The organism is Fundidesulfovibrio butyratiphilus (assembly GCF_054657235.1).
Genome location: NZ_BAAHXA010000003.1, coordinates 526369 through 546381 on the forward strand (window position 1 = coordinate 526369; position 20013 = coordinate 546381).

The 20013-nt window shown below is 64.2% G+C and carries 16 protein-coding genes; all 16 read left to right on the plus strand.

Annotated elements, in window-relative coordinates:
- Window positions 1-274: 274 nt before the first annotated feature.
- The 16 genes from ACYQ01_RS18490 to ACYQ01_RS18565 all read left to right on the plus strand — a co-directional run bounded on the left by ACYQ01_RS18490 (window position 275) and on the right by ACYQ01_RS18565 (window position 19976).
- Window positions 275-658 (plus strand): hypothetical protein, encoded by a 384-nt coding sequence (locus tag ACYQ01_RS18490; protein ID WP_459935294.1) that lies wholly within the window; start codon window positions 275-277, stop codon window positions 656-658.
- Window positions 655-1872 (plus strand): ammonium transporter, encoded by a 1218-nt coding sequence (locus tag ACYQ01_RS18495; RefSeq protein ID WP_459935295.1) that lies wholly within the window; start codon window positions 655-657, stop codon window positions 1870-1872. Before ACYQ01_RS18490 ends, ACYQ01_RS18495 begins: the two co-directional genes overlap by 4 nt.
- Before the next feature lie 12 nt (window positions 1873-1884).
- Entirely contained in the window at window positions 1885-2223 is a 339-nt protein-coding gene (locus ACYQ01_RS18500) for a P-II family nitrogen regulator (protein ID WP_459935296.1), read from the plus strand.
- 56 nt (window positions 2224-2279) lie between these two features.
- Window positions 2280-4883: a [protein-PII] uridylyltransferase gene (gene glnD / locus ACYQ01_RS18505; protein ID WP_459935297.1), complete on the plus strand. Its 2604-nt coding sequence runs from the start codon at window positions 2280-2282 to the stop codon at window positions 4881-4883.
- A 184-nt stretch (window positions 4884-5067) separates the two neighbouring features.
- Window positions 5068-5685, plus strand: a complete 618-nt coding sequence (locus ACYQ01_RS18510; RefSeq protein WP_459935298.1) for a CxxCxxCC domain-containing protein — start codon at window positions 5068-5070, stop codon at window positions 5683-5685.
- Window positions 5686-5711: 26 nt separating this feature from the next.
- Window positions 5712-8015, plus strand: a complete 2304-nt coding sequence (locus ACYQ01_RS18515; protein WP_459935299.1) for a penicillin-binding protein 1A — start codon at window positions 5712-5714, stop codon at window positions 8013-8015.
- A 248-nt stretch (window positions 8016-8263) separates the two neighbouring features.
- Window positions 8264-8635 carry a hypothetical protein gene (locus ACYQ01_RS18520; RefSeq protein ID WP_459935300.1) on the plus strand — a complete coding sequence of 124 codons (372 nt, stop codon included), beginning with the start codon at window positions 8264-8266 and terminating at the stop codon, window positions 8633-8635.
- A 237-nt stretch (window positions 8636-8872) separates the two neighbouring features.
- Complete coding sequence (locus tag ACYQ01_RS18525) at window positions 8873-9457, plus strand: hypothetical protein (protein ID WP_459935301.1); 585 nt, start codon at window positions 8873-8875, stop codon at window positions 9455-9457.
- Between the two features lie 4 nt (window positions 9458-9461).
- Window positions 9462-10742 carry a DUF401 family protein gene (locus ACYQ01_RS18530; protein WP_459935302.1) on the plus strand — a complete coding sequence of 427 codons (1281 nt, stop codon included), beginning with the start codon at window positions 9462-9464 and terminating at the stop codon, window positions 10740-10742.
- A gap of 70 nt (window positions 10743-10812) precedes the next feature.
- Window positions 10813-11910: a D-alanyl-D-alanine carboxypeptidase family protein gene (locus ACYQ01_RS18535; RefSeq protein ID WP_459935303.1), complete on the plus strand. Its 1098-nt coding sequence runs from the start codon at window positions 10813-10815 to the stop codon at window positions 11908-11910.
- 204 nt (window positions 11911-12114) lie between these two features.
- A complete protein-coding gene (gene ald, locus ACYQ01_RS18540) occupies window positions 12115-13218 on the plus strand; it encodes an alanine dehydrogenase (protein WP_459935304.1) in 1104 nt (367 codons plus the stop codon).
- Between the two features lie 164 nt (window positions 13219-13382).
- Entirely contained in the window at window positions 13383-13967 is a 585-nt protein-coding gene (locus ACYQ01_RS18545; RefSeq protein WP_459935305.1) for a peroxiredoxin family protein, read from the plus strand.
- Entirely contained in the window at window positions 13964-14632 is a 669-nt protein-coding gene (locus ACYQ01_RS18550) for a peroxiredoxin (protein WP_459935306.1), read from the plus strand. Before ACYQ01_RS18545 ends, ACYQ01_RS18550 begins: the two co-directional genes overlap by 4 nt.
- Window positions 14633-15131: 499 nt before the next feature.
- Window positions 15132-15398: an RNA-binding regulator gene (gene rbp / locus ACYQ01_RS18555; protein WP_459935307.1), complete on the plus strand. Its 267-nt coding sequence runs from the start codon at window positions 15132-15134 to the stop codon at window positions 15396-15398.
- A gap of 759 nt (window positions 15399-16157) precedes the next feature.
- Window positions 16158-17180: a molybdopterin-binding protein gene (locus ACYQ01_RS18560; protein WP_459934864.1), complete on the plus strand. Its 1023-nt coding sequence runs from the start codon at window positions 16158-16160 to the stop codon at window positions 17178-17180.
- A 78-nt stretch (window positions 17181-17258) separates the two neighbouring features.
- The gene (locus ACYQ01_RS18565) at window positions 17259-19976 is read left to right on the plus strand and encodes a molybdopterin-dependent aldehyde oxidoreductase (protein WP_459935308.1); all 2718 of its coding nucleotides are present in this window, start codon (window positions 17259-17261) and stop codon (window positions 19974-19976) included.
- Window positions 19977-20013: the final 37 nt, after the last annotated feature.

Sequence of the window (20013 nt, forward strand, 5' to 3'; positions counted from 1 at the left end):
GTACTGAGAAGGGCCAGCGCAACGCCCAGACGGAAATCCCCGCCGAAACCGCGCCTTTCGACGCCCAACCCATGCGCGCCGGAACCGCGACCGGATGTGTCGGGCCTTCGCACCGCTTCGGCTGCGGTTGGAACAGGCCCCGGAAGGGACGCCTTCCACGGACCGACGGGGACGCCCGGCGAAGGCGGACCGGCGCCACGGCCAATTCTTTACAAAAACGCCAACAAAGCCCGTTTTCTGACCGATTTGTCCGACTTCCTCCAGAGAGCGCGACATGCCTCTTGATTCTCTTTTTGTAAATAATATATTATATCAATATTTTAATGAAAATATACGCAGGAACACCCCACACCCAAATACCAAAACCGTTCGTCGGGGAGATTTCCATTCGGCAGCCTACAAAATCGGAGAAAATATTTTCCCACCCGAAATCCAAGGGGCATTGTCAACTTTTTCACAAAAAATGCGAGTGGTTAACAGGAATCCTTGCATGGGTTACGTTTTTGAACGCCAAAATTCCGGCCTCGCCCGGAAAGAAAAAAACTTGCAAAAGTGTAAAAACTGCCTCATTGGATTTTCAACGAGGCGCGTGACCACCCCGGCCGGAAGTCGGGAAGGCGACGGCCGGGAAAACGAATTATGGGAGGTTTTTTCATGAACGCGGCGGACACTGCTTTTATCCTCATCTCTGCGGCCCTGGTCATGTTCATGACCCCAGGTCTGGCCCTGTTTTACGGCGGCATGGCCAGGTCGAAAAACGTTCTTGGCACGATAATGCACAGTTTTGTCATTGTCGCCCTCATTTCCATCGAATGGGCCATCATCGGCTACACCATGTCCTTCGGCACGGACATCGGCGGCCTGGTGGGCGGCTTCGATTTCTTCGGCCTGGCCGGCGTCGGACAGGACCCCAGCGCCGACTACGCCAAGACCGTGCCGCACCTGTGCTTCATGATCTACCAGTGCATGTTCGCGGTCATCACCCCGGCGCTCATCTCCGGCGCGTTCGCCGAACGCACCCGGTTCAGCGCGTTTCTCATCTTCACCACCATCTGGGCCATCGTCATCTACAACCCCCTGGCCCACTGGGTGTGGGGCGGCGGCTGGCTGGGCGCCATGAAGGCCCTGGACTTCGCCGGCGGCTCCGTCGTGCACATGAGCTCCGGCGCCTCGGCCCTGGCCTTCGTGCTCTTCCTGGGCAAGCGCACCGGCTACGGACGTGAACCCTTCATCCCCCACAATCTTCCCATGACCGTGCTTGGCGCCGCCATCCTGTGGTTCGGCTGGTTCGGCTTCAACGCCGGCTCGGCCCTGACCGCCGGCGGTCTGGCCTCCTCGGCCTTCGTGACCACCCACCTGGCCGCTTCCGCCGCCGCCCTGTCCTGGATGTTTGCCGAGTGGCAGCATCGCGGCAAGCCCACCACCCTGGGCCTGGCTTCCGGCGCCGTGGCCGGCCTGGTGGCCATCACCCCGGCCGCCGGCTTCGTCACCCCCATGGCGTCCATCATCATCGGCCTGGTCGGCGGCGTGGTCTGCTACGGCGGCGTGCTGCTCAAGGGCGTGTTCAAGTACGACGACGCCCTCGACGTGGTGGGCGTGCACGGCCTGGGCGGCACCTGGGGCGCTCTGGCCACCGGTCTGTTCGCCACCGTGGCCGTCAATGCCGACGGCGCCGACGGCCTGTTCTACGGCAACCCCGGCCAGCTCTGGATCCAGTTCATCTCCGTGGTGGCCACTTGGGTCTTCTGCTTCTGCGGAACTTATATTATCCTCTACCTGGTCAACGCCATCGTAAAGGTCCGGGTCAGCGCCGAGGACGAAAACAAGGGCCTGGACGTCAGCCAGCACAGCGAAACCGGCTACCAGTATTAAGGAGCGTCAGCCATGCGTAAGATCGAGATCATCACCCGGCCCTACAAGCTGGAAGACATCAAGAAGGCCCTCACCGACCTGGGCGTCAAGGGCATGACCGTCTCGGAAGTCAAAGGCTTCGGCCGCCAGCGCGGTCACAAGGAAATCTACCGCGGCGCCGAATATCAGGTGGACTTCGTGCCCAAGGTCAAGATCGAGGTAGTGGTGGACGTGGCCCTGGTGCCCAAGCTCCTGGCTTCCGTGCAGGACGCCGCCCGCACCGGCGAAGTGGGCGACGGCAAGATCTTCATCCTGCCTGTGGAAGACGTGGTGCGCATCCGCACCGGCGAAACCGGAAAGGACGCCATCTAATCCCCGAATCACACTCCGAACCGAAGGGGGCCGGGAAAACCGGCCCCCTTTTCCCCATGACACACACCCCCTCCAAAGCCGCCACCGATCTGGCCAAAGCCCGAAAAATCCTGACCAGGGATTTCGAGCTCGACACCCTGCCCGCCGACTTCAGTCAGCGCCACGCCCAACTGTTCGACCGCTACTTCGCCGACCGCTTGGACGAATGCCCCGAATTGGCGGGGCAGGCCGCCGTGGTGGCCGTGGGCGGCTACGGACGAAGCGAACTCTGCCTGCGCTCCGACATCGACGTGCTGCTGGTCTATTCCGAAGGCATTCCCGACCAGGGCAAGGAGCTGGCCAAGGCCTTGTTCTTTCCCCTCTGGGACTTGAACGTCGACCTGGGGCACGGCGCGCGTTCGGTGAGCGAATGCCTGGAGTTGGCCGGCACCGACTTCCAGGTGTTGGCCTCGCTTCTGGACGCCAGGCTCCTGTGCGGCGACCGCAAGGCCTTTGACGACTTTCAGCGCCGGCTGTCGGAATTTCTCACCCACACGGTCGTCCAGGATTTCAAGACCTGGCTCGAAGCCCAGAACCAGCGCCGGGCCACGGTATACGGCGACGCCTCGGGACTGCTCGAACCCAACCTCAAGGAAGGTCTGGGCGGTCTGCGCGACGCCCACCAGATACGCTGGCTGACCGGCCTGACCCAGGACCCCGAGCAGGCCCTGCCCGCCGCCGAAGCCGAAGTGCTGGCCGACCACATGGTGTTTCTGCTCACCGTGCGCAACCACCTGCACCACATGCTCGGCCGCAAGGACGACCGGCTCGACATCGACGTGCAACCCGCCCTGGCCGAGAGGCTCCACTTCGAGGGCGCGGGGGACGTGTTGCCGGTGGAGGCCTTTCTGGCCGAGTTGCAACGGCGCATGGCCGAAATTCGGCTCATGCGCGAATCGTCCTGGCCCATGCTGGCCAGCGCCCAGAACTGGCGCGCCGCCCCGAGCCTGCCCCTGGACGGCTGCGTGCGCCTGACCTCGCTTGGTCTGGATTTCGCGCCCGGCTGGGAACCCGAAGACAACCCCTTGTCGGTGCTCGACATCTTCGGCCACGCCTTGCGGGTCTCGGTCCACCTGAGCCTGGCCGCCCGGCGCAAGGTGGAAGCCGGAGCCCAGGCCCTGGCCCGCTCCTGCCAGACCCCCGAAGGCGGACGCCGGGCCTTTGATTTTCTCATCACGGCCCTCTCCGGCGCGGGCGGAGAGAGCGCCCTGACCGACATGCTGGAAACCGGCGTGTTCGACGCCGTGGTGCCGGGTTTTTCCCGCGTGCGCCACATGATGCAGTACGACGTCTACCACGTGCATCCCGTGGGCCGCCACACCCTGGAAACCATCCTCGAAATCAAGAAGGCCGCCAAGTCCGGCCATCCCTACCACGACATTTACACCCGCGTGCCCCACCCCGAACGCCTCTACCTGGGCGCCCTGTTCCACGACATCGGCAAGGGCCTGGGCGGCTCCCACGCGCAAAAGGGCGCGGCCCTGGCCACGTCGGTGCTCACCGGCCTGGGGCTGGACCGGGATTTGGTCTCGGACGTGAACTTCCTGGTGTTGTGGCACCTCACCCTCATGGAAACCGCGCTGCGCCGCGACCTCTCCGACAAGGACGTGCTGGCCCGCTGCGCCGCCCGGGTGGGCACCACCGCCCGTCTGGACATGCTGCTTCTGCTCACGGTGGGCGACTCCCTGGCCACCGGCCCCTCCGCCTGGAACTCCTGGCGGGCCGGACTGGTGGGAGAACTCTACATCAAGGTGCGCCGCGTGCTCGAGGGCGGCGGACTCTTCGACGCCTCGGACGCCCAGACCATGCTGGCCGCCCGGGACAAGGTGCGGGCCAGAGTGCGGGCCGAAGGCGAAACCGATCCCAAGCGCCTGGAAACCCTGCTGGACGCCATGCCGCCGCGTTATCTCATCACCCGGCCGGTGCGCGACATCCTGGGCGACCTCAAAATGCTCAAGGAACTCGAAGCGGTGCTCGAAGACGATCGCCGCCAGCGTCCTTCGGACCGGGCCGGACTGGGCGTGGCCGTCATCGAAACCAAGCCCGCCCCCGGCGGCGGCTGGCTGGTCACCCTGGTGGCCAAGCACAACCCGGAGTTGTTCTCGACCATGGCCGGCGTGCTGGCCCTGCACGGCATCAACATCTATTCCGCCGACTTCAGCCTCTGGAACGACGGCACCGAAATCCACTTCTACCAGACCGCCGAGCCGCCCGACACCCTGTACATCGACGAAGTCTGGGCCAGGGTGCGCCGGGCCGTGCGCTACGCCCTGACCGGCAAGCTCTCCCTGGATTACCGCATCAAGGAAAAACGCGCCTCCCCCCTCACCGCCAAAACCCCGGACATGGGCGCGGAGCCCTTGGTGAACATCAACGACGCCTCGTCGGAATACTACACCCTGGTGGAGGTCACCGGGCCGGACCGCATGGGCCTGCTCTACGACGTGGCCAAGGCCCTGGAGGAGCTCGAACTCCAAGTGCACATGGCCAAGATCAACACGCCCGGGGCCACCGTGCACGACGTGTTCTTCGTGCGCGACGCCTCGGGCGCGAAACTCACCGACTCCGACTTCAAGCGTCATGTGGCCGACTTGCTGCTGGCCCGCCTGGCCGAAGGATAGGATAAGCGTTTTTCTGGCTTTTCATCCCTGGCAAAAAAGACGATAGTGCGCCCCGCACCCCGGTTCTTCGGGCCGTGCGGGGCTTTTTTTTCGCCGCCGCCAGACCATGCGCGCCGCTTGCGGCCCTGGCGGGCCACCGGCGCCGGCCCCTTTACGAACCGCCTGGGCGACTTATGGTTGCTTGATGGGTATTTTCCAAAGCCGTCGTCCGGCAATCCGACACATCGAAATCGACACGCTGGGAGAGTGGAACATGGTGAGCGCCCGAGGCGCACAAGTCTGCGCGCGTTGCGCCGAGGTCGGGCGCCTGTGCTGCCTGCTGCCGACAGGCGCGCAGGATTTGTGCTTCCCCATCTCGGAAATCGAACGCCAGCGCATCGTGGAGCACGGCCCGAAAGACCGTTGCGGCCTGTGCGGCGCGCCCAATTCCGCCGAGTTCCTCCATCTGCTGGGGAGGCTCTTTCCCAAGGACCAGGCGGCCCTGGCCCGGCTTTTTCCTCCCCATGGCGAGCACCTGCGCCTGGCGACCGAACCTGACGGACGGTGCACGTTTCTCGGCCCGGCCGGATGTCGCCTGCCGCGAGAGGCCAGACCCTATTATTGCCGTCTGTTTCCCTTTTGGGTATCGGCGGGTTCCATCGCCGCGTTCATGGCCAAAGGGTGTCTGGCCGGCAGCGAAGGACGCACCGTGGACGGAATGCTCTCCGTCATGGGCGTGAGTCGCCAGACGGTTCGCAACTTGCACGGACGACTGCGCATGGCCTGGGGACTGGCCCCCACCGACACCGGCGACCTGGGCTGAAAGACGCTTTCGAAAATGGACTGACAATGCGTAAATTTCTCATTCTCCTTGTGTTTTTGTTCGTACTCGGCCTGATAGGCGCGGGAGTGGGACTGGTTGGCGTCTATTTCTGGGCGGCCAGCGATTTGCCGGGATTTAAAAATTTGACCGAATACAAGCCACCCCTGGTCACCACCGTCTACACCCGCAACGGCAAGGTGCTGGGCAATCTCTACGCCGAAAAACGATTTCTGGTCGGCCTTTCGGACATGCCCGCCTTTTTGCCCAAGGCCTTTCTCGCCGCCGAGGACGCCTCGTTCTACCAGCACGAGGGCGTGGATCCGATGGCCATTTTCCGGGCCTTCGTGCGCAACGTGCAGCACGGCGGCATGCGCCAGGGCGGGTCCACCATCACCCAGCAGATCATCAAACGCCTGCTGCTCACTCCCGAACGCAAGCTCAAACGCAAGATCAAGGAAGCCATCCTGGCCTACCGGCTGGAACGCTACCTCACCAAGGACGAAATCCTCACCATCTACCTGAACCAGATCTACCTGGGCTCCAGGGCCTACGGCGTGGAGGCGGCCGCGCGCACCTATTTCGGCGTGCACGTGGGCCAGCTCACCGTGGCCCAGGCGGCCATACTGGCCGGCCTGCCCCAGGCCCCCAGCCGCTACAGCCCCCTGCGCGACCTGGACGCGGCCAAGGCCCGCCAACGCTACGTGCTCGGGCGCATGCTCGATCTGGGATGGATCGATCAGGCCACCCACGACCAGGCCCTCAAGGAGGTCCTGGTCTTCAAGAGCATGGACGAACCGACCTGGGGCGTGGGCGCCTACTACATGGAAGAAGTGCGGCGCTGGCTTTTGGACAAGTACGGCGAAGACACGGTCTACACCGGCGGCCTCAAGGTGGTGACCGGCTGCGACATGGAACACCAGGAAGCCGCGGAAAAAGCCCTGCGCAAGGCCCTGGTGGATTCGTCCAAGCGCCGGGGGTGGCACGGCCCCGTTGAAACGCTGACGCCGGACAAGTATGCCGAATTTCTCTCCCACGCCGTGAACGCGGACCAGTTCCAGTCCGGGCATTGGGTCAAGGCCCTGGTCACGGACGCCGGGCGCAAGGGCATCACCGTGCGCTTCGGCAAGCAGACCGGACAAGTGGATGCCAAATATCTGGGCTGGACCCGCGGCAAGGGCCCCAAGGTGGGGGATGTGGTGTTCGTGTCCCTGGCGCCCGAAGACCCCAAGGCCAAGGGACGCCAGAGCGCGAGCGCGCCGAAGGCCGGTCAGGACTTGATCCTGCAGCAGGAGCCCGACGTCGAGGGCGGCATGATCTCCATGGACCCGCGCTCGGGCGAGGTGCTGGCCTGCGTGGGCGGCTTTTCGTTCGAAAAGAGCCAGTTCAACCGGGCCACCCAGGCCCTGCGCCAGTGCGGCTCCACATTCAAGCCCATCGTCTATTCCGCCGCGCTGGACGAAGGCATGACCCCGGGCACCGTGGTCATGGACGCGCCCTTCGTGTACGAGGACCCGATCACCCACAAGGTGTGGCGACCGGAAAACTACGAAGGCAGCTTCCAGGGGCCCATGAGCCTGCGCGCCGCCCTGGCCAAGTCCCGAAACCTGGTCACCATCCGCGTGGCCCAGCAGATCGGCATCCAGAAGGTGATCAAACGCGCCAAGGACATGGGCATCGACTCCGAACTGCCGCCCTACCTGCCCATCAGCCTGGGCGCGGGCGCGGTGCGGCTGATCAGCCTTTGCCAGGCCTACACCGCCTTCGCCCGCGACGGCACCAGCATCAAGCCCCGCTTCGTGTTGAGCGTGGAAGGCCCCACCGGCGAGGAACTCTACAAGTCCGAGCCCGAAACCCATGAGGCCATGAGCCCGCAGACCGCCTTCATCATGGACTGCATGCTCAAGGAAGTCGTACGCGCCGGCACCGCGGGCAAAGCCCTGGCCCTGGGTCGCCCCGTGGCCGGCAAGACCGGCACCACCAACGACTTTCAGGACGCCTGGTTCATGGGCTTCACCCCCTATCTGCTCACCGGGCTCTACATCGGCTTCGACCACATCCATTCCATGGGGCGGGGAGAGACCGGCGGTTCCGCCGCCCTGCCCGCATTCGTGGACTACCGCCTGAGCGTGGACCACAACTACCCGCCGGACGACTTCACCGCGCCCACGGGTATTGTCTGGGCCAGCGTCGACGGCATCTCCATGCCCTTCAAGGAAGGACAGGAGAAAACCGTCTATGCCGGCGTGATCGGCGGCGAAGGCAACGTCAACTTTTCCGATCCCAACGCCCCCCTGGCCACCGGGGAAGACCTGCTCAAGCAGATGTATTGACGCACGGGTTCGAAAAAAAAGCGAAATATCCCGGAGGGAAACCCCGTTTAGGAACACACGGGGCTTCCCTCCGCCCCCCCTCCCCGAAATATTTTTCCCGGGATTTGACGAGACCGGTTTTGCCTTCCCCCCGGGAAAGAGTGTAGACAGGCAAAATGACAGGGAAGACGCCTGTTCGAAACGAACAGCCCGGCCTCCCGAATCTCCGCCTTTTCCGACCCCAACCCGCAACCGCACAGGGAGGAGCGATGTATCCCGAAACCGGCCCGAAGACCGTCGTTGAGATGATCCGCCAGACCGCCAAAACCATCCGGGAGTTGGAGGCGCAGGCCAACCGCGCCCTCCTGCAGCAGGGCGATAAGATCACCCACCGCAACAACCTGTTGGAAAAATGCGAGCTTCTGATGGACCTGCGCGACAGGGCCGTGCCTCTGGTCGAAAACAACGATCCGCTCAGCCGCAGGATTCGCGACGGCCTGGAAGGCTTCGCCAAGCGGGCCAACATGGCCATGAACGTGGACAGCATCTTTTTCATGGGCGCCCTGCTCTACCCGGAAGACTACGAAGACGGTCAGCCCAACGACCTGGAACGCTTTCTCCAATCCATTGAAAGCGCCTAGTCCCAAACGGGACTTCGCTTCGCGTCAATTCAAATCAACCCCGTGAGACGAAAAAGCAAAAACTTGTCGAAAACGGAGTCCCGGGGGAAGGAACCTTGCGTTCGCGCATGGTTTCTTCCCCCGGTTTTCTTTTCTTTTCCCTTTTTCTTCTCCTTCTTCCCCGCCTTGAGAAACGCCCGTCTTGGGCGTATGGCGTGCCATTCGCCTAGCCACACGACATAACGCCGGAGCCTTTTCATGAAACATACGAGCAAGCGCGTTCTCCTGCACAAGCTGACCGCCTTGTACGACAAGATGGCCCAGGCCTTCGCCGCCGCCACCCCGCAAGGATTCACCTGCGCGGGGTGTTCCACCAACTGCTGCGTCAGCCACTTTCAGCACCACACCTACATGGAGTGGCTCTACCTCTGGCAGGGCATGAACGCCCTGCCAGAAGAGCGGCGCGCCCTCTATCTGGAACGCGCCCGGGAAAACGTTCGGCTCAGTTCCGAATCCCTGGCCAGGGGCGAAATCCCCCGGGTCATGTGCCCGGTGAACGACGACGGCGCCTGCGGCCTCTACGAGCATCGGCTCATGATCTGCCGCTTGTACGGCGTGCCCAACATGCTGCTTGCGCACACCGGGGTGAAGGAATTTCCGGGGTGTCCCTCGTGCATGGACATGCTCAAGGACCTGCCGGACCATGCGGTGGTGGACCGCACGCCCCTGTACCGCGAGCTGGCCGGTCTGGAGATGTCGTTGCTCGGCTCGCGGCGGGGACAACTTCCCAAGGTGGACCTGACCTTGGCCCAGATGCTCGTGGCCGGCCCCCCCAAGGTTTGACGCCGTGAGTCCGGGAGTCCTCGCGCTCCTCAAGATCTTCGCCACATTCGCCTGCATGCTGGCGGGCATGCGGGCCAGGCTGGGCATCGGCTGGTCCATCCTGGCGGGCAGCCTGGCCATGGCCCTGCTGTTCGGCCTCTCCCTCACGCAGTGGCTCACGGCGGCCGCCGTCGGGGCCGGCCAGTCCAAGTGCCTGCTGCTGGCGACCATCGTGGTGTTGGTGCTCATGCTGTCGTTCTGGCTGGAAGCCACGGGCCAGACGTTTCGCCTCATGAAAGCCCTGGAGCGTTATCTTCCCAACCCGACCTTGCGCTTGATCTTTTTTCCCCTGCTCATCGGCCTTCTGCCCATGCCCGGCGGCGCGGTCTTTTCCGCCCCCATGGTCAAGAACGTCGGGGAGCCCCTGGGGATACGGCCCAGGGAATTGGCCCTGGTCAACTACTGGTACCGACACGTCTGGGAGCCGGGCTGGCCGCTCTATCCCGGCGTGATCCTGGGCGCGGGACTTTCCGGCGTTACGCTCACCACCTTCATCGGCTACACCGGACCGGGCACGCTGGTCGCGCTCGGCCTGGGCTGGTGGTTCCTGCTGCGCCCGCTCAAGAAGCGGCTCCCGGACCAGGCCAGCCCCGCACGCACGGACGCCCCGGACTCGCGCCCCGGCCGGGTGCTCGCCCTTTCCGCCCCCCTGCTGGTGGCCATCATCGGCTCCTTTGGCCTGGAATTTCTGCTGGTGGACTTTTTCCCCGAGACATCCTTCGAGTTCGGCATCATCTTCTCGCTGATCGTCGCCCTGGCCGTCACGGCCCTGCAAAATCGGGTGGGGCCCTCCCTGGTGAGGGAAAGCCTCAAGCAGCGCGAACTCTACGAAACCCTGATCCTGGTGGGAGCCATCTTCACCATGGTGGAAGTGATGGAACGCGCAGGCGTGGTGCCCCAGCTCATGGACCTGGGCGGAGGAACGGCCCTGTTCATGGCCGCCGTGTTCGCTCCGGCCCTGGTGGGCATGGTGGCGGGCATCACCATGGCTTTCGTGGGCTCCACCTTCCCCCTGCTGCTGGGACTGCTTCCCCAACTCGGCCTGGCCGACCACGCCATGGCCTATGTGACATTGGCCTTTTTTTCCGGTTACGCCGGCGTGATGCTCTCCCCGTTGCACATCTGCTTCGTCATGACCTGCCAATACTTCGACGTGGGCATAGGGGCCTTGTGGAAAAAGGTTTTTCCCATGGGCGCGCTGCTTATGCTTTTCGGCCTATGTTGGTTCTGGTTTCTCAAGAGTTAGAAAGCGTTCGCTTCTTTCTAACCCGGTCCGGGTGTTGACCCTGCGCCTTGGCCAAGGTAACACGCCGCGAATGAGCGCTTTCCGGACGTTCCACCCCCTTGTCTTTCGGCTGTGCATCTGCCTGTTTTCGATTTCGCTGCTTTGCGCCTGGCAAGCGGACTCGGTGTTGGCCAGGCAGCAACAGGAGCACAAACAGTCGTCCCGGTCGCATAAGACCAAGAGCCAATCGCAAAGGGGAAAATCCTCCTCCCCGGCCAAAAGCAAGACCTCGACCAAGACCAAAAGAAAAAGCGGGACTTCGGCGCGAAGCAAGACCAACAGCGCGTCCAAGGCCAAAGGGAAATCCCGTCGCGTCAGGGCCGCAAGCGCCGACTCCAGCTCCGGCGGCATGCATCTGAACGTCAAGGCCGCCTACCTCATGAACATGTCCACCGGACAGGTCTATTACACCCAAAATCCCGACCGGCAGATTCCCCCGGCCTCCATCACCAAGGTGCTCACCCTCTTTCTCGTGCGCGACGCCCTGGCCCAGAGACGCATCGGCACAAACACCCTCATCCCCGTGAGCGCGCTGGCCATTCGGACGGGCGGCTCCACCATGACCCTCTACAAGGGGGAAAAGGTTCCCGTGTCGGAACTCATCAAGGGCATCAGCGTGGTTTCGGCCAACAACGCCTGCGTGGCCGTGGCCGAATACCTGGGAGGCGGCAACACGCGCCGGTTCGTGGCCCAGATGAACGCCAAGGCCAGAAGCCTGGGCATGTCCCGCAGCGTCTTTCGCAACCCCAACGGCCTGCCCGCGCCCGGCCAAGTGAGCACGGCCCGCGACATCGCCAAGCTCTCGGCGGCCTATCTCAGGCGCTATCCCGAGTCGCTGGCCATCCATTGCATGACCAACCACACCCACAACGGCGTCACCCACCGCAACGCCAATTCACTGCTCGGACGCTACGACGGCGCCGACGGCCTCAAGACCGGATTCGTCTGCGCTTCGGGCTACAACATCACGGCCACGGCCAGGCGGGGCAACACGCGCCTCATCGCCGTGGTGCTGGGCGCCTCCAACCCCATCGTGCGCGAAGTGGAAACCTCGCGCCTGCTCGATTACGGCTTCGCCAAGGCCGCCTCCTCCCCGGAGCGCACGTCTTCCCGGCGGCCCCGCTCGTGACCGAACGTCTGCGGGCGGACTCCTCACCGGCCCTCGCCGGACATACGGCCCGGCCCGGGGTTTTGTTGACTTCAGGCTCGCGCTTGGTAGAGTGCGTTCACATGGCGTATCCGCCGAACCAGGCGGACCCTTCGGCTTGACGTCCCCCACCCGGAACGCGTGACCAGATTTTTCGTCCCAAACACCAGCAAGGACAACCCCACTATGATCATCGGCATCCCCAAGGAGCTCAAACCTCAGGAAAACCGGGTGTCCATGACCCCCGGCGGCGTGGCGGCCCTGACGCGCGCCGGTCACAGGGTCCTGGTCGAACAGGGCGCGGGACTGGGCAGCGGACTGACCGACGAGGAATACCTTCGGGCCGGAGCCGAATTGGTGAACGCCGGACAGGCCTGGGGCGCGCAGATGGTCATCAAGGTCAAGGAGCCCATGGCTTCGGAATACCAATTCCTGCGCCAGGGCCTCATTCTTTTCACCTATCTGCACCTGGCGGCGGCCGAAGAGTTGACCCGGGCGCTACTCTCTTCCAAATGCACGTCCATCGCCTACGAAACCGTCACCCTGCCCGACGGCAGCCTGCCCCTGCTCATGCCCATGAGCGAGGTGGCCGGACGCATGGCCACCCAGGTGGGCGCGCACTGTCTGGAATATTCCCAGGGCGGCCGGGGCGTTCTGCTTGGCGGCGTTCCCGGAGTTCCCGGCGGGTCGGTGGTCATCCTGGGCGGCGGCATCGTGGGCACCAACGCGGCCAAGGTGGCCATGGGCCTGGGCGCGCGGGTGAGCATTCTCGACGTGTCGCACAAACGCCTGCAATACCTGGACGACGTCTTCGGCGGACGCCTGGTGACCTTGACCTCCAACGAGCCCAACATCTGGGACGCGGTGGCCCAGGCCGACCTGCTGATCGGCGCGGTGCTCATTCCCGGGGCCAAGGCGCCCAAGCTGGTGGGACGGGAAATGCTCTCGCGCATGAAGGAAGGCGCGGTGATCGTGGACGTTTCCGTGGACCAGGGAGGTTGCGTGGAGACCACGCATCCCACCACCCACAAGGACCCCACCTACGTGGTGGACGGGGTGGTGCATTACGGCGTTTCCAACATGCCGGGCGCGGTGCCGCGCACCTCGACGTTCGCCCTGGTCAATCAGACCCTGCCCTACGCCCTGCGCCTGGCGGCTCGCGGGCTGGACGCGCTCAAGGCCGACCCGGGCCTGATGGCGGGTCTCAACACCCACAACGGCCTGCTCACGGTGCGCGCCGTGGGCGAGACGCTGGGCATCGCCTCCCTGCCGCCGGAGGACATTTTCTAGCGCCTGGTCCCGTTTCCCCCAAGCCGGGCATGCCGGCCAGGATTGTCCCCCTGGCGAAGGAAAACGGGAGGCGCGAAGCGAATTGTCGAGCCCCGCGCGCGGTCCGATACGCGACGGGCGCCATTTTTCAACCGGTTACAGCTACAATCACGAGCGAAGAGGCGATGAAGCAGGCGGCTATCCTTTTTCTTCTCGCGGTCCTTTTCACGGCCGGCGCGGCCCATGCCGGACAGGGGACCGACGGCACCCCCACCAGACCCCTGGCCATCGGGCAACAGGCGCCGGAATTGAACCTGGCAGGCCCCCTTGCCGCCGATCAGGCCAAAATGCTCGGCGTCAAGGCCGGACAGGAGCGGTACGCCCTGTCCGACATCCAGGCCAAAGCCCTCATCCTTGTGGTCTACTCGATGTATTGCCCCTACTGCCAGCAGGAAGGACCGCGGCTCGTGGCCCTGCACGAACTCATCGCCTCGCGCGGCCTGGAGGGCAAGGTGGGCCTCGTCGGCCTGGCGGCCGGCAATTCTCCGTACGAGGTGAACCTCTATCGCGAAAAATACGGCGTCGGCTTTCCCCTGTTCCCCGACAAGGACTTCGCCGCCTACAAGGCGTTGGGACAGGTGGGGACGCCCTTTTTCTATGTGTTCAAGCGCCAGGGCAAGGGATTCGTGGTGTCCGGGGCCATCCTGGGGTCCATGGAATCGCCCCAGGCGCTCCTGGACAGGGCCGTGCGGGCGGCGGGAATCCAATGAGAACACGCCCGCATACGCGACGCGGCGCAAACGAAGGACGCCGTTTTCCCCTGACGCGTCTGGCGCTGGCGCTCCTGCTCGCCCTCTGGACCGGGACAGGCGCCGCCCAGACCAGTTCCCCGGCTTCCGGGCCGATCGCTCCCGCGCTCATCACCCAGCCCGGTCCGCTCAAGCCCGTGGACAGCACGCTCAAGGTACGCGTGGGCGACAAGGCCCCGGACTTCGACCTGCCCGCCGCCAACGGCGGACGGGTGCGCCTGGCCGACTTTCTGGGCAAAAAAAACATGGTGCTCTCCTTCGTGCCGGCGGCCTGGACCCCGGTGTGCTCCGGCCAATGGCCGGGCTATAACCTGGCCAAGGACATTTTCGACCGCGCCGACGCCGTGCTCATCGGCATCAGCGTGGACAACGCCCCCACGTTGCACGCCTGGACCACCCAAATGGGCGGCCTGTGGTTCCCCGTGGCCTCGGACTTCTGGCCCCACGGCAAGCTGGCCGACTCCCTTGGCGTGCTGCGTTCCGACGGCGTGAGCGAACGGGCGATTTTCGTCCTCGACAAGACCGGGCGCATCCGATTCATCGAAGTCCACGACATCAACACCCTGCCGGACCTCGGACGCCTGGCCCAGGCCCTTTCCGCCCTCGACCGTTGCGCCTGTGAATAAGACACCACACTCGGCGCTCGTTGGCCCAGCGCGTTCGCATCGTTTCTTTTATTTTCTCTTCAGACATGGAAAATCGTATACAAACGGCAACGATTGGCGCGCATTCGGCGATCTGGAGAGCACGCTTTTTTTTATTTTCGTGACGGCAACGTTTTTTTCTTCGGTGCTTGCCGGAGTGAAAACGCCTCCCCCAGACCAGCCGGGAACGTAAGAAAGACGCCAGGTGCGTACGAAAAAACCCGACGGCGCGGCACATGATTTCCTGTTTTATTGGCGAGCGCGCTTCCACTTTCTTGTTGACGCATCATTTGTTTTTAGCTAGAGAGTTTAATTAAGTCCGCGTGTGCTGCTCGGTTTGTGGTTTTCGAAAGCAAGTTGCCCACGTGGCGGCGGGTTGCGGGGCGCCTTTGCGGAGAACCGATGTGGAGCCTTGCAGGGCATGCCGGACGGGCCATCCCTTCGGCCGGTGCGAAACTTTTTTGCAGGAGCATTTCTGAGTATGCTGACGAACATTTACGTCGGGAATCTGCCTTTCAGCGCTTCAGAGGAACAAGTGCGCCAGTTGTTTGAGGCGTACGGCCAGGTCAATTCAGTCAAACTGATCAACGACCGGGAAACCGGCCGCCCGCGTGGTTTTGGCTTCGTCGAGATGGAAGAAGCCGGCGCGAAGCAGGCTATCACCGCTCTCAATGGCGCTGACTTCGGCGGTCGCACCATGAAGGTCAACGAGGCCCGGCCCCGCGAGCGCCGCCCGTCCCGCTGGTAATTTTTTAGCCCCGATGTCTTCGGCCTGCCCCTCCCGGGGGGCAGGCCTTTTTTTTGATCCATCGTCCCGGGGCATCCCGCCTCCCGCCCCTGCCAAGAAGGCCCCCTTTCGCGGCTGTTTCGATTTGTTGCACCGTTGCGATCATTCCGCGCGTGACCGCGCTTCGTCTTTCCAAGAATATGACGTTCGCGGGCCTCGCGGAGAGCACTGGCCTTCGCCCGCCCGCGCGCGAACGTTTCCCGCGTAAAACCATCCCTTCGCTCCTTTCGCATTGAAACACGCCCCGGGAGCACCGCCAATAAATCAAGTTTTCTGATAGCCAAACGCTGTTGCTCCCTGCAATGCCGCTCGATTGGCTATGCTAAAAATAGCATAGCTAGAAATTTGACTCTGCGCAAAACCCGGCGTAAAGAAGAGATGCTAGAAAAAATTCTTGCGTTGTTGACTGGCGTTGCTGTGTGGCCAGCCCCCCTGTCGCATGCGATGCAAGCCTGGACTCGATTCTTGCGGAAACGATGCGGCGCGTTGGCGCACAGTTGTGAACCGTAACGGCGTTTTCCAAACGGATTCGAGACATGCCATGACCGCTTGGTTTTGTTTTCATTCGATTTTCACCGACAAGTCCCCCGGCGTCCCCATGCAAGGCCGGAAGGGTCCCGCTTCCCCCTCCCAAAGCCCGGGCGCTCCACCGCGAACGACCGGACACGTCTGCGGCGAATACCGGCGCCAGGGAGGCTCCCCATGTTGAAGTTGAAAGGCCTGAAGGCCATCCCCGTCGAGGAGTCCGTGGGCACGGTGCTGGGGCACGACATCACCCGTATCGTGCCCGGGCAGTGCAAGGGCGCGGCGTTTCGCAAGGGACACGTCATCACCAAGGAGGACATCCCCGCTCTGCTCACCGTGGGCAAGGAACACATCTTCGTCCTGGACCTGGCCCAGGGACTGGTCCACGAGGACGACGCCGCCCTGCGCCTGGCTCGGGCCGCCGCCGGACCGGGCATCGAGCTCTCCGCCCCAAGCGAGGGCAAGATCACCCTGCGCGCTGCCCGACCCGGGCTGGTGTGCGTGGACGTGGAACGCCTGAACCGGCTCAACGCCCTCCCAGACATGGTCATGGCCACCATCCACACCCATCAGCAGGTCATGGCCGGGCAACCCCTGGCCGGAACCCGCGTGGTGCCCCTGGTCATCGAGGAGGAAAAACTCGCCCGGGCCGAGCTCGTCCTGGCCGACGGTCCCCTGATCGCGGTCAAGCCCTTCGCCACGCTTCGGGTGGGCATGGTCACCACCGGCAGCGAGGTCTTTCGCGGACGGATCAAGGACGCCTTCGGACCCGTGGTGCGCAAGAAATTCGAGCGGTTGGGCAGCACCATCATGCGCCAGATCGTCGTGCCCGACGACATCGCCCAGTCCGTGGCCGCCATTCGGGGGCTGCTGGCCGAGGGCGCCCAGATGATCGTGGTCACCGGCGGCATGAGCGTGGACCCGGACGACCAGACCCCGGCCGCCATTCGCGAGGCCGGAGGCAAGGTGGTGCGCTACGGCGCGCCGGTCCTGCCTGGGGCCATGTTTTTGCTGGCGCGCATCGGCGCGGTCTGGACCCTGGGGCTGCCCGGCTGCGTGATGTACCACAAGGCCAGCATTTTCGACCTGATCGTTCCCCGGCTCCTGGCCGGCGAGGACGTAAGCGAGGCCGACATCGCCGCGCTGGGACACGGCGGGCTCTGCCTGGGCTGTCCCGAGTGCTCCTACCCGGCCTGTCCGTTCGGCAAGGGCCACTGAACCGGCGGCTCGCATCCGCGTCGGGAACCCCGCGCAACAACGTGCAACAACGCGTCGACCCCCGAGGAGGCACAGACGATGATCAAAAAGTATCTGAGCATAAACGGAAAATCCCAGTTCGTGGTCGTGGACCAGGAGGAAACCCTGGCCAACGTCCTGCGCGGCCAGCTCCATCTCACCGGCACCAAGGTGGGCTGCGGCGAGGGCCAGTGCGGGGCCTGCAACGTGATCGTAAACGGCAAACTGGTGCGTTCCTGCGTGACCAAGATGAAGCGCGTGCCCGAAAACGCGGCCATCTACACCATTGAAGGCATCGGCCAGCCCGGCAATCTGCATCCCCTGCAACTGGCCTGGATGGTGCACGGCGCGGCCCAGTGCGGCTTCTGCACCCCGGGTTTCATCGTGAGCGCCAAGGTCCTGCTCGACGCCAACCCCGACCCCACCCGCGCCGAGGTGCGGGCCTGGTTCCAGAAAAACCGCAACGCCTGCCGCTGCACCGGCTACAAACCCCTGGTGGACGCGGTCATGGACGCGGCCAAGGTGTTGCAGGGCAAGCTCAAGCCTTCGGAGCTGGCCTTCAAGCTGCCCGCCGACGGACGCATCTGGGGCACCAACCTGCCCCGGCCCAGCGCCGAGGCCAAGGTCAGCGGCACCTGGAAGTTCGGCGCGGACATGGGCTTCGACCTGCCCGACGACACCCTGTGCCTGGCCCTGGTGCAGGCCGAGGTTTCGCACGCGCTCATCAAGGGCGTGGACGCCTCGGAAGCGCTCAAGATGCCCGGCGTGCACAGCGTGCTCACCGCCAAGGACGTCAAGGGCAAGAACCGCATCACGGGTCTGATCACCTTTCCCACCAACAAGGGCGACGGCTGGGACCGTCCCATCCTCTGTGACGAAAAGGTCTTCCAGTACGGCGACGCCATCGCCATCGTGTGCGCGGACACCGAAAAGCACGCCCGCGAGGCGGCCAAGAAGGTCAAGGTCGACCTGGAGGAGCTGCCCGCCTACATGAGCGCCCCGGCGGCCATGGCCGAGGACGCCATCGAGATCCATCCCGGCACGCCCAACGTGTACTTCACCCAGAAGATCGTCAAGGGCGAGGACACCAAGCCCGTGTTCGCCAACGCCCCCGTGGTGGTGGAGGACGACTTCTACGTGGGACGCCAGCCCCACATGCCCCTGGAGCCCGACGTCGGGTTCGCCTACACGACCGACGACGGCAAACTGGTCATCCACTCCAAGTCCATCGGCGTGCACCTGCACCTGTACATGATCGCCCCGGGCCTGGGCGTGGAGGCCGACAACCTGGTGCTGGTGCAAAACAACGCCGGCGGCACCTTCGGCTACAAGTTCAGCCCCACCATGGAAGCCCTGGTCGGCGTGGCCGCCCTGGCCACCGGACGCCCGGTCTACCTGTGCTACGACTGGCGCCAGCAGCAGACCTACACCGGCAAGCGCTCGCCGTTCTTCATGAACGTGCGTTTCGCCGCGGACAAGAACGGCAAGCTCCTGGGCATGGAGTCCGACTGGTCCGTGGACCACGGCCCGTATTCCGAGTTCGGCGACCTGGTCACGCTGCGCGGCGCGCAGTTCATCGGCGCGGGCTACGCGATCCCGAGCATCCGGGGCGAAGGCCGCACGGTGTGCACCAACCACGCCTGGGGTTCGGCGTTTCGCGGCTACGGCTCGCCCCAGAGCGAGTTCGCTTCCGAGGTGCTCATGGACGAGCTGGCCGAAAAGCTCGGCATGGACCCCCTGGAGTTGCGCTACATCAACTGCTACCGCAAGGGCGACACCACTCCCACCGGCCAGGACCCCGAGGTCTACAGCCTGCCCGAGATGATCGACATCATGCGGCCCAAGTACCAGGCGGCCAAGGCCAAGGCCAAGAAGAACTCCACCGCCGAGATCAAGCGCGGCGTGGGCGTGTCGCTTGGCGTGTACGGCGCGGGCCTGGACGGCCCCGACACCTCGGAATGCTACGTGGAGCTCAATCCCGACGGCACGGTCACCATCTTCAACTGCTGGGAGGACCACGGCCAAGGCGCGGACATGGGCACCCTGGCCACGGCCCACGAGGGCCTGCGTCCGCTGGGGCTCAAGCCCGAACAGATCCGGCTGGTCATGAACGACACCAGCCTGGCCCCCAACTCGGGCCCGGCCGGCGGCAGCCGCTCGCAGGTGATGGTGGGCAAGGCCATCGAGGCCGGATGCCAGCTTCTGCTCGCGGGCATGCGCAAGTCGGACAAGACCTTCCGCACCTACGACGAAATGGTGGCCGAAAAGATCCCCACCAAGTACACCGGCCAGTGGACCGCCCCGGCCACGCACTGCGACGAGAACGGCGTGGGCAATCCCTTCAGCTGCTACATGTACGGCCTGTTCCTGGCCGAGGTGGCGGTGGAAGTGGCCACGGGCAAGACCCAGGTGGAAAAGATGACCCTGGTGGCCGACCTGGGCTCCCTGGCCAACAAGCTGGTGGTGGACGGACAAATGTACGGCGGCCTGGCTCAGGGCATCGGCCTGGCGCTGACCGAGGATTTCGAGGACATCAAGAAGCACGCCACCATGGTGGGGGCGGGTTTTCCCTACATCCAGCAGATCCCCGACGACCTGGAGGTGATCTACGTGGAGACGCCGCGTCCGGCCGGTCCGTTCGGCGCATCGGGTTCGGGCGAGCTGCCGCTCACCTGCCCCCACGCGGCCATCGTCAACGCCATCCACGACGCCTGCAAGGTCAGAATCACCAAGCTCCCCGCCCTTCCCGAAAAGGTCTTGGCGGGACTCAAGGCCTGATGCTAGGCTAACAAAAAACTCGGGAGGGGAGTCCCTT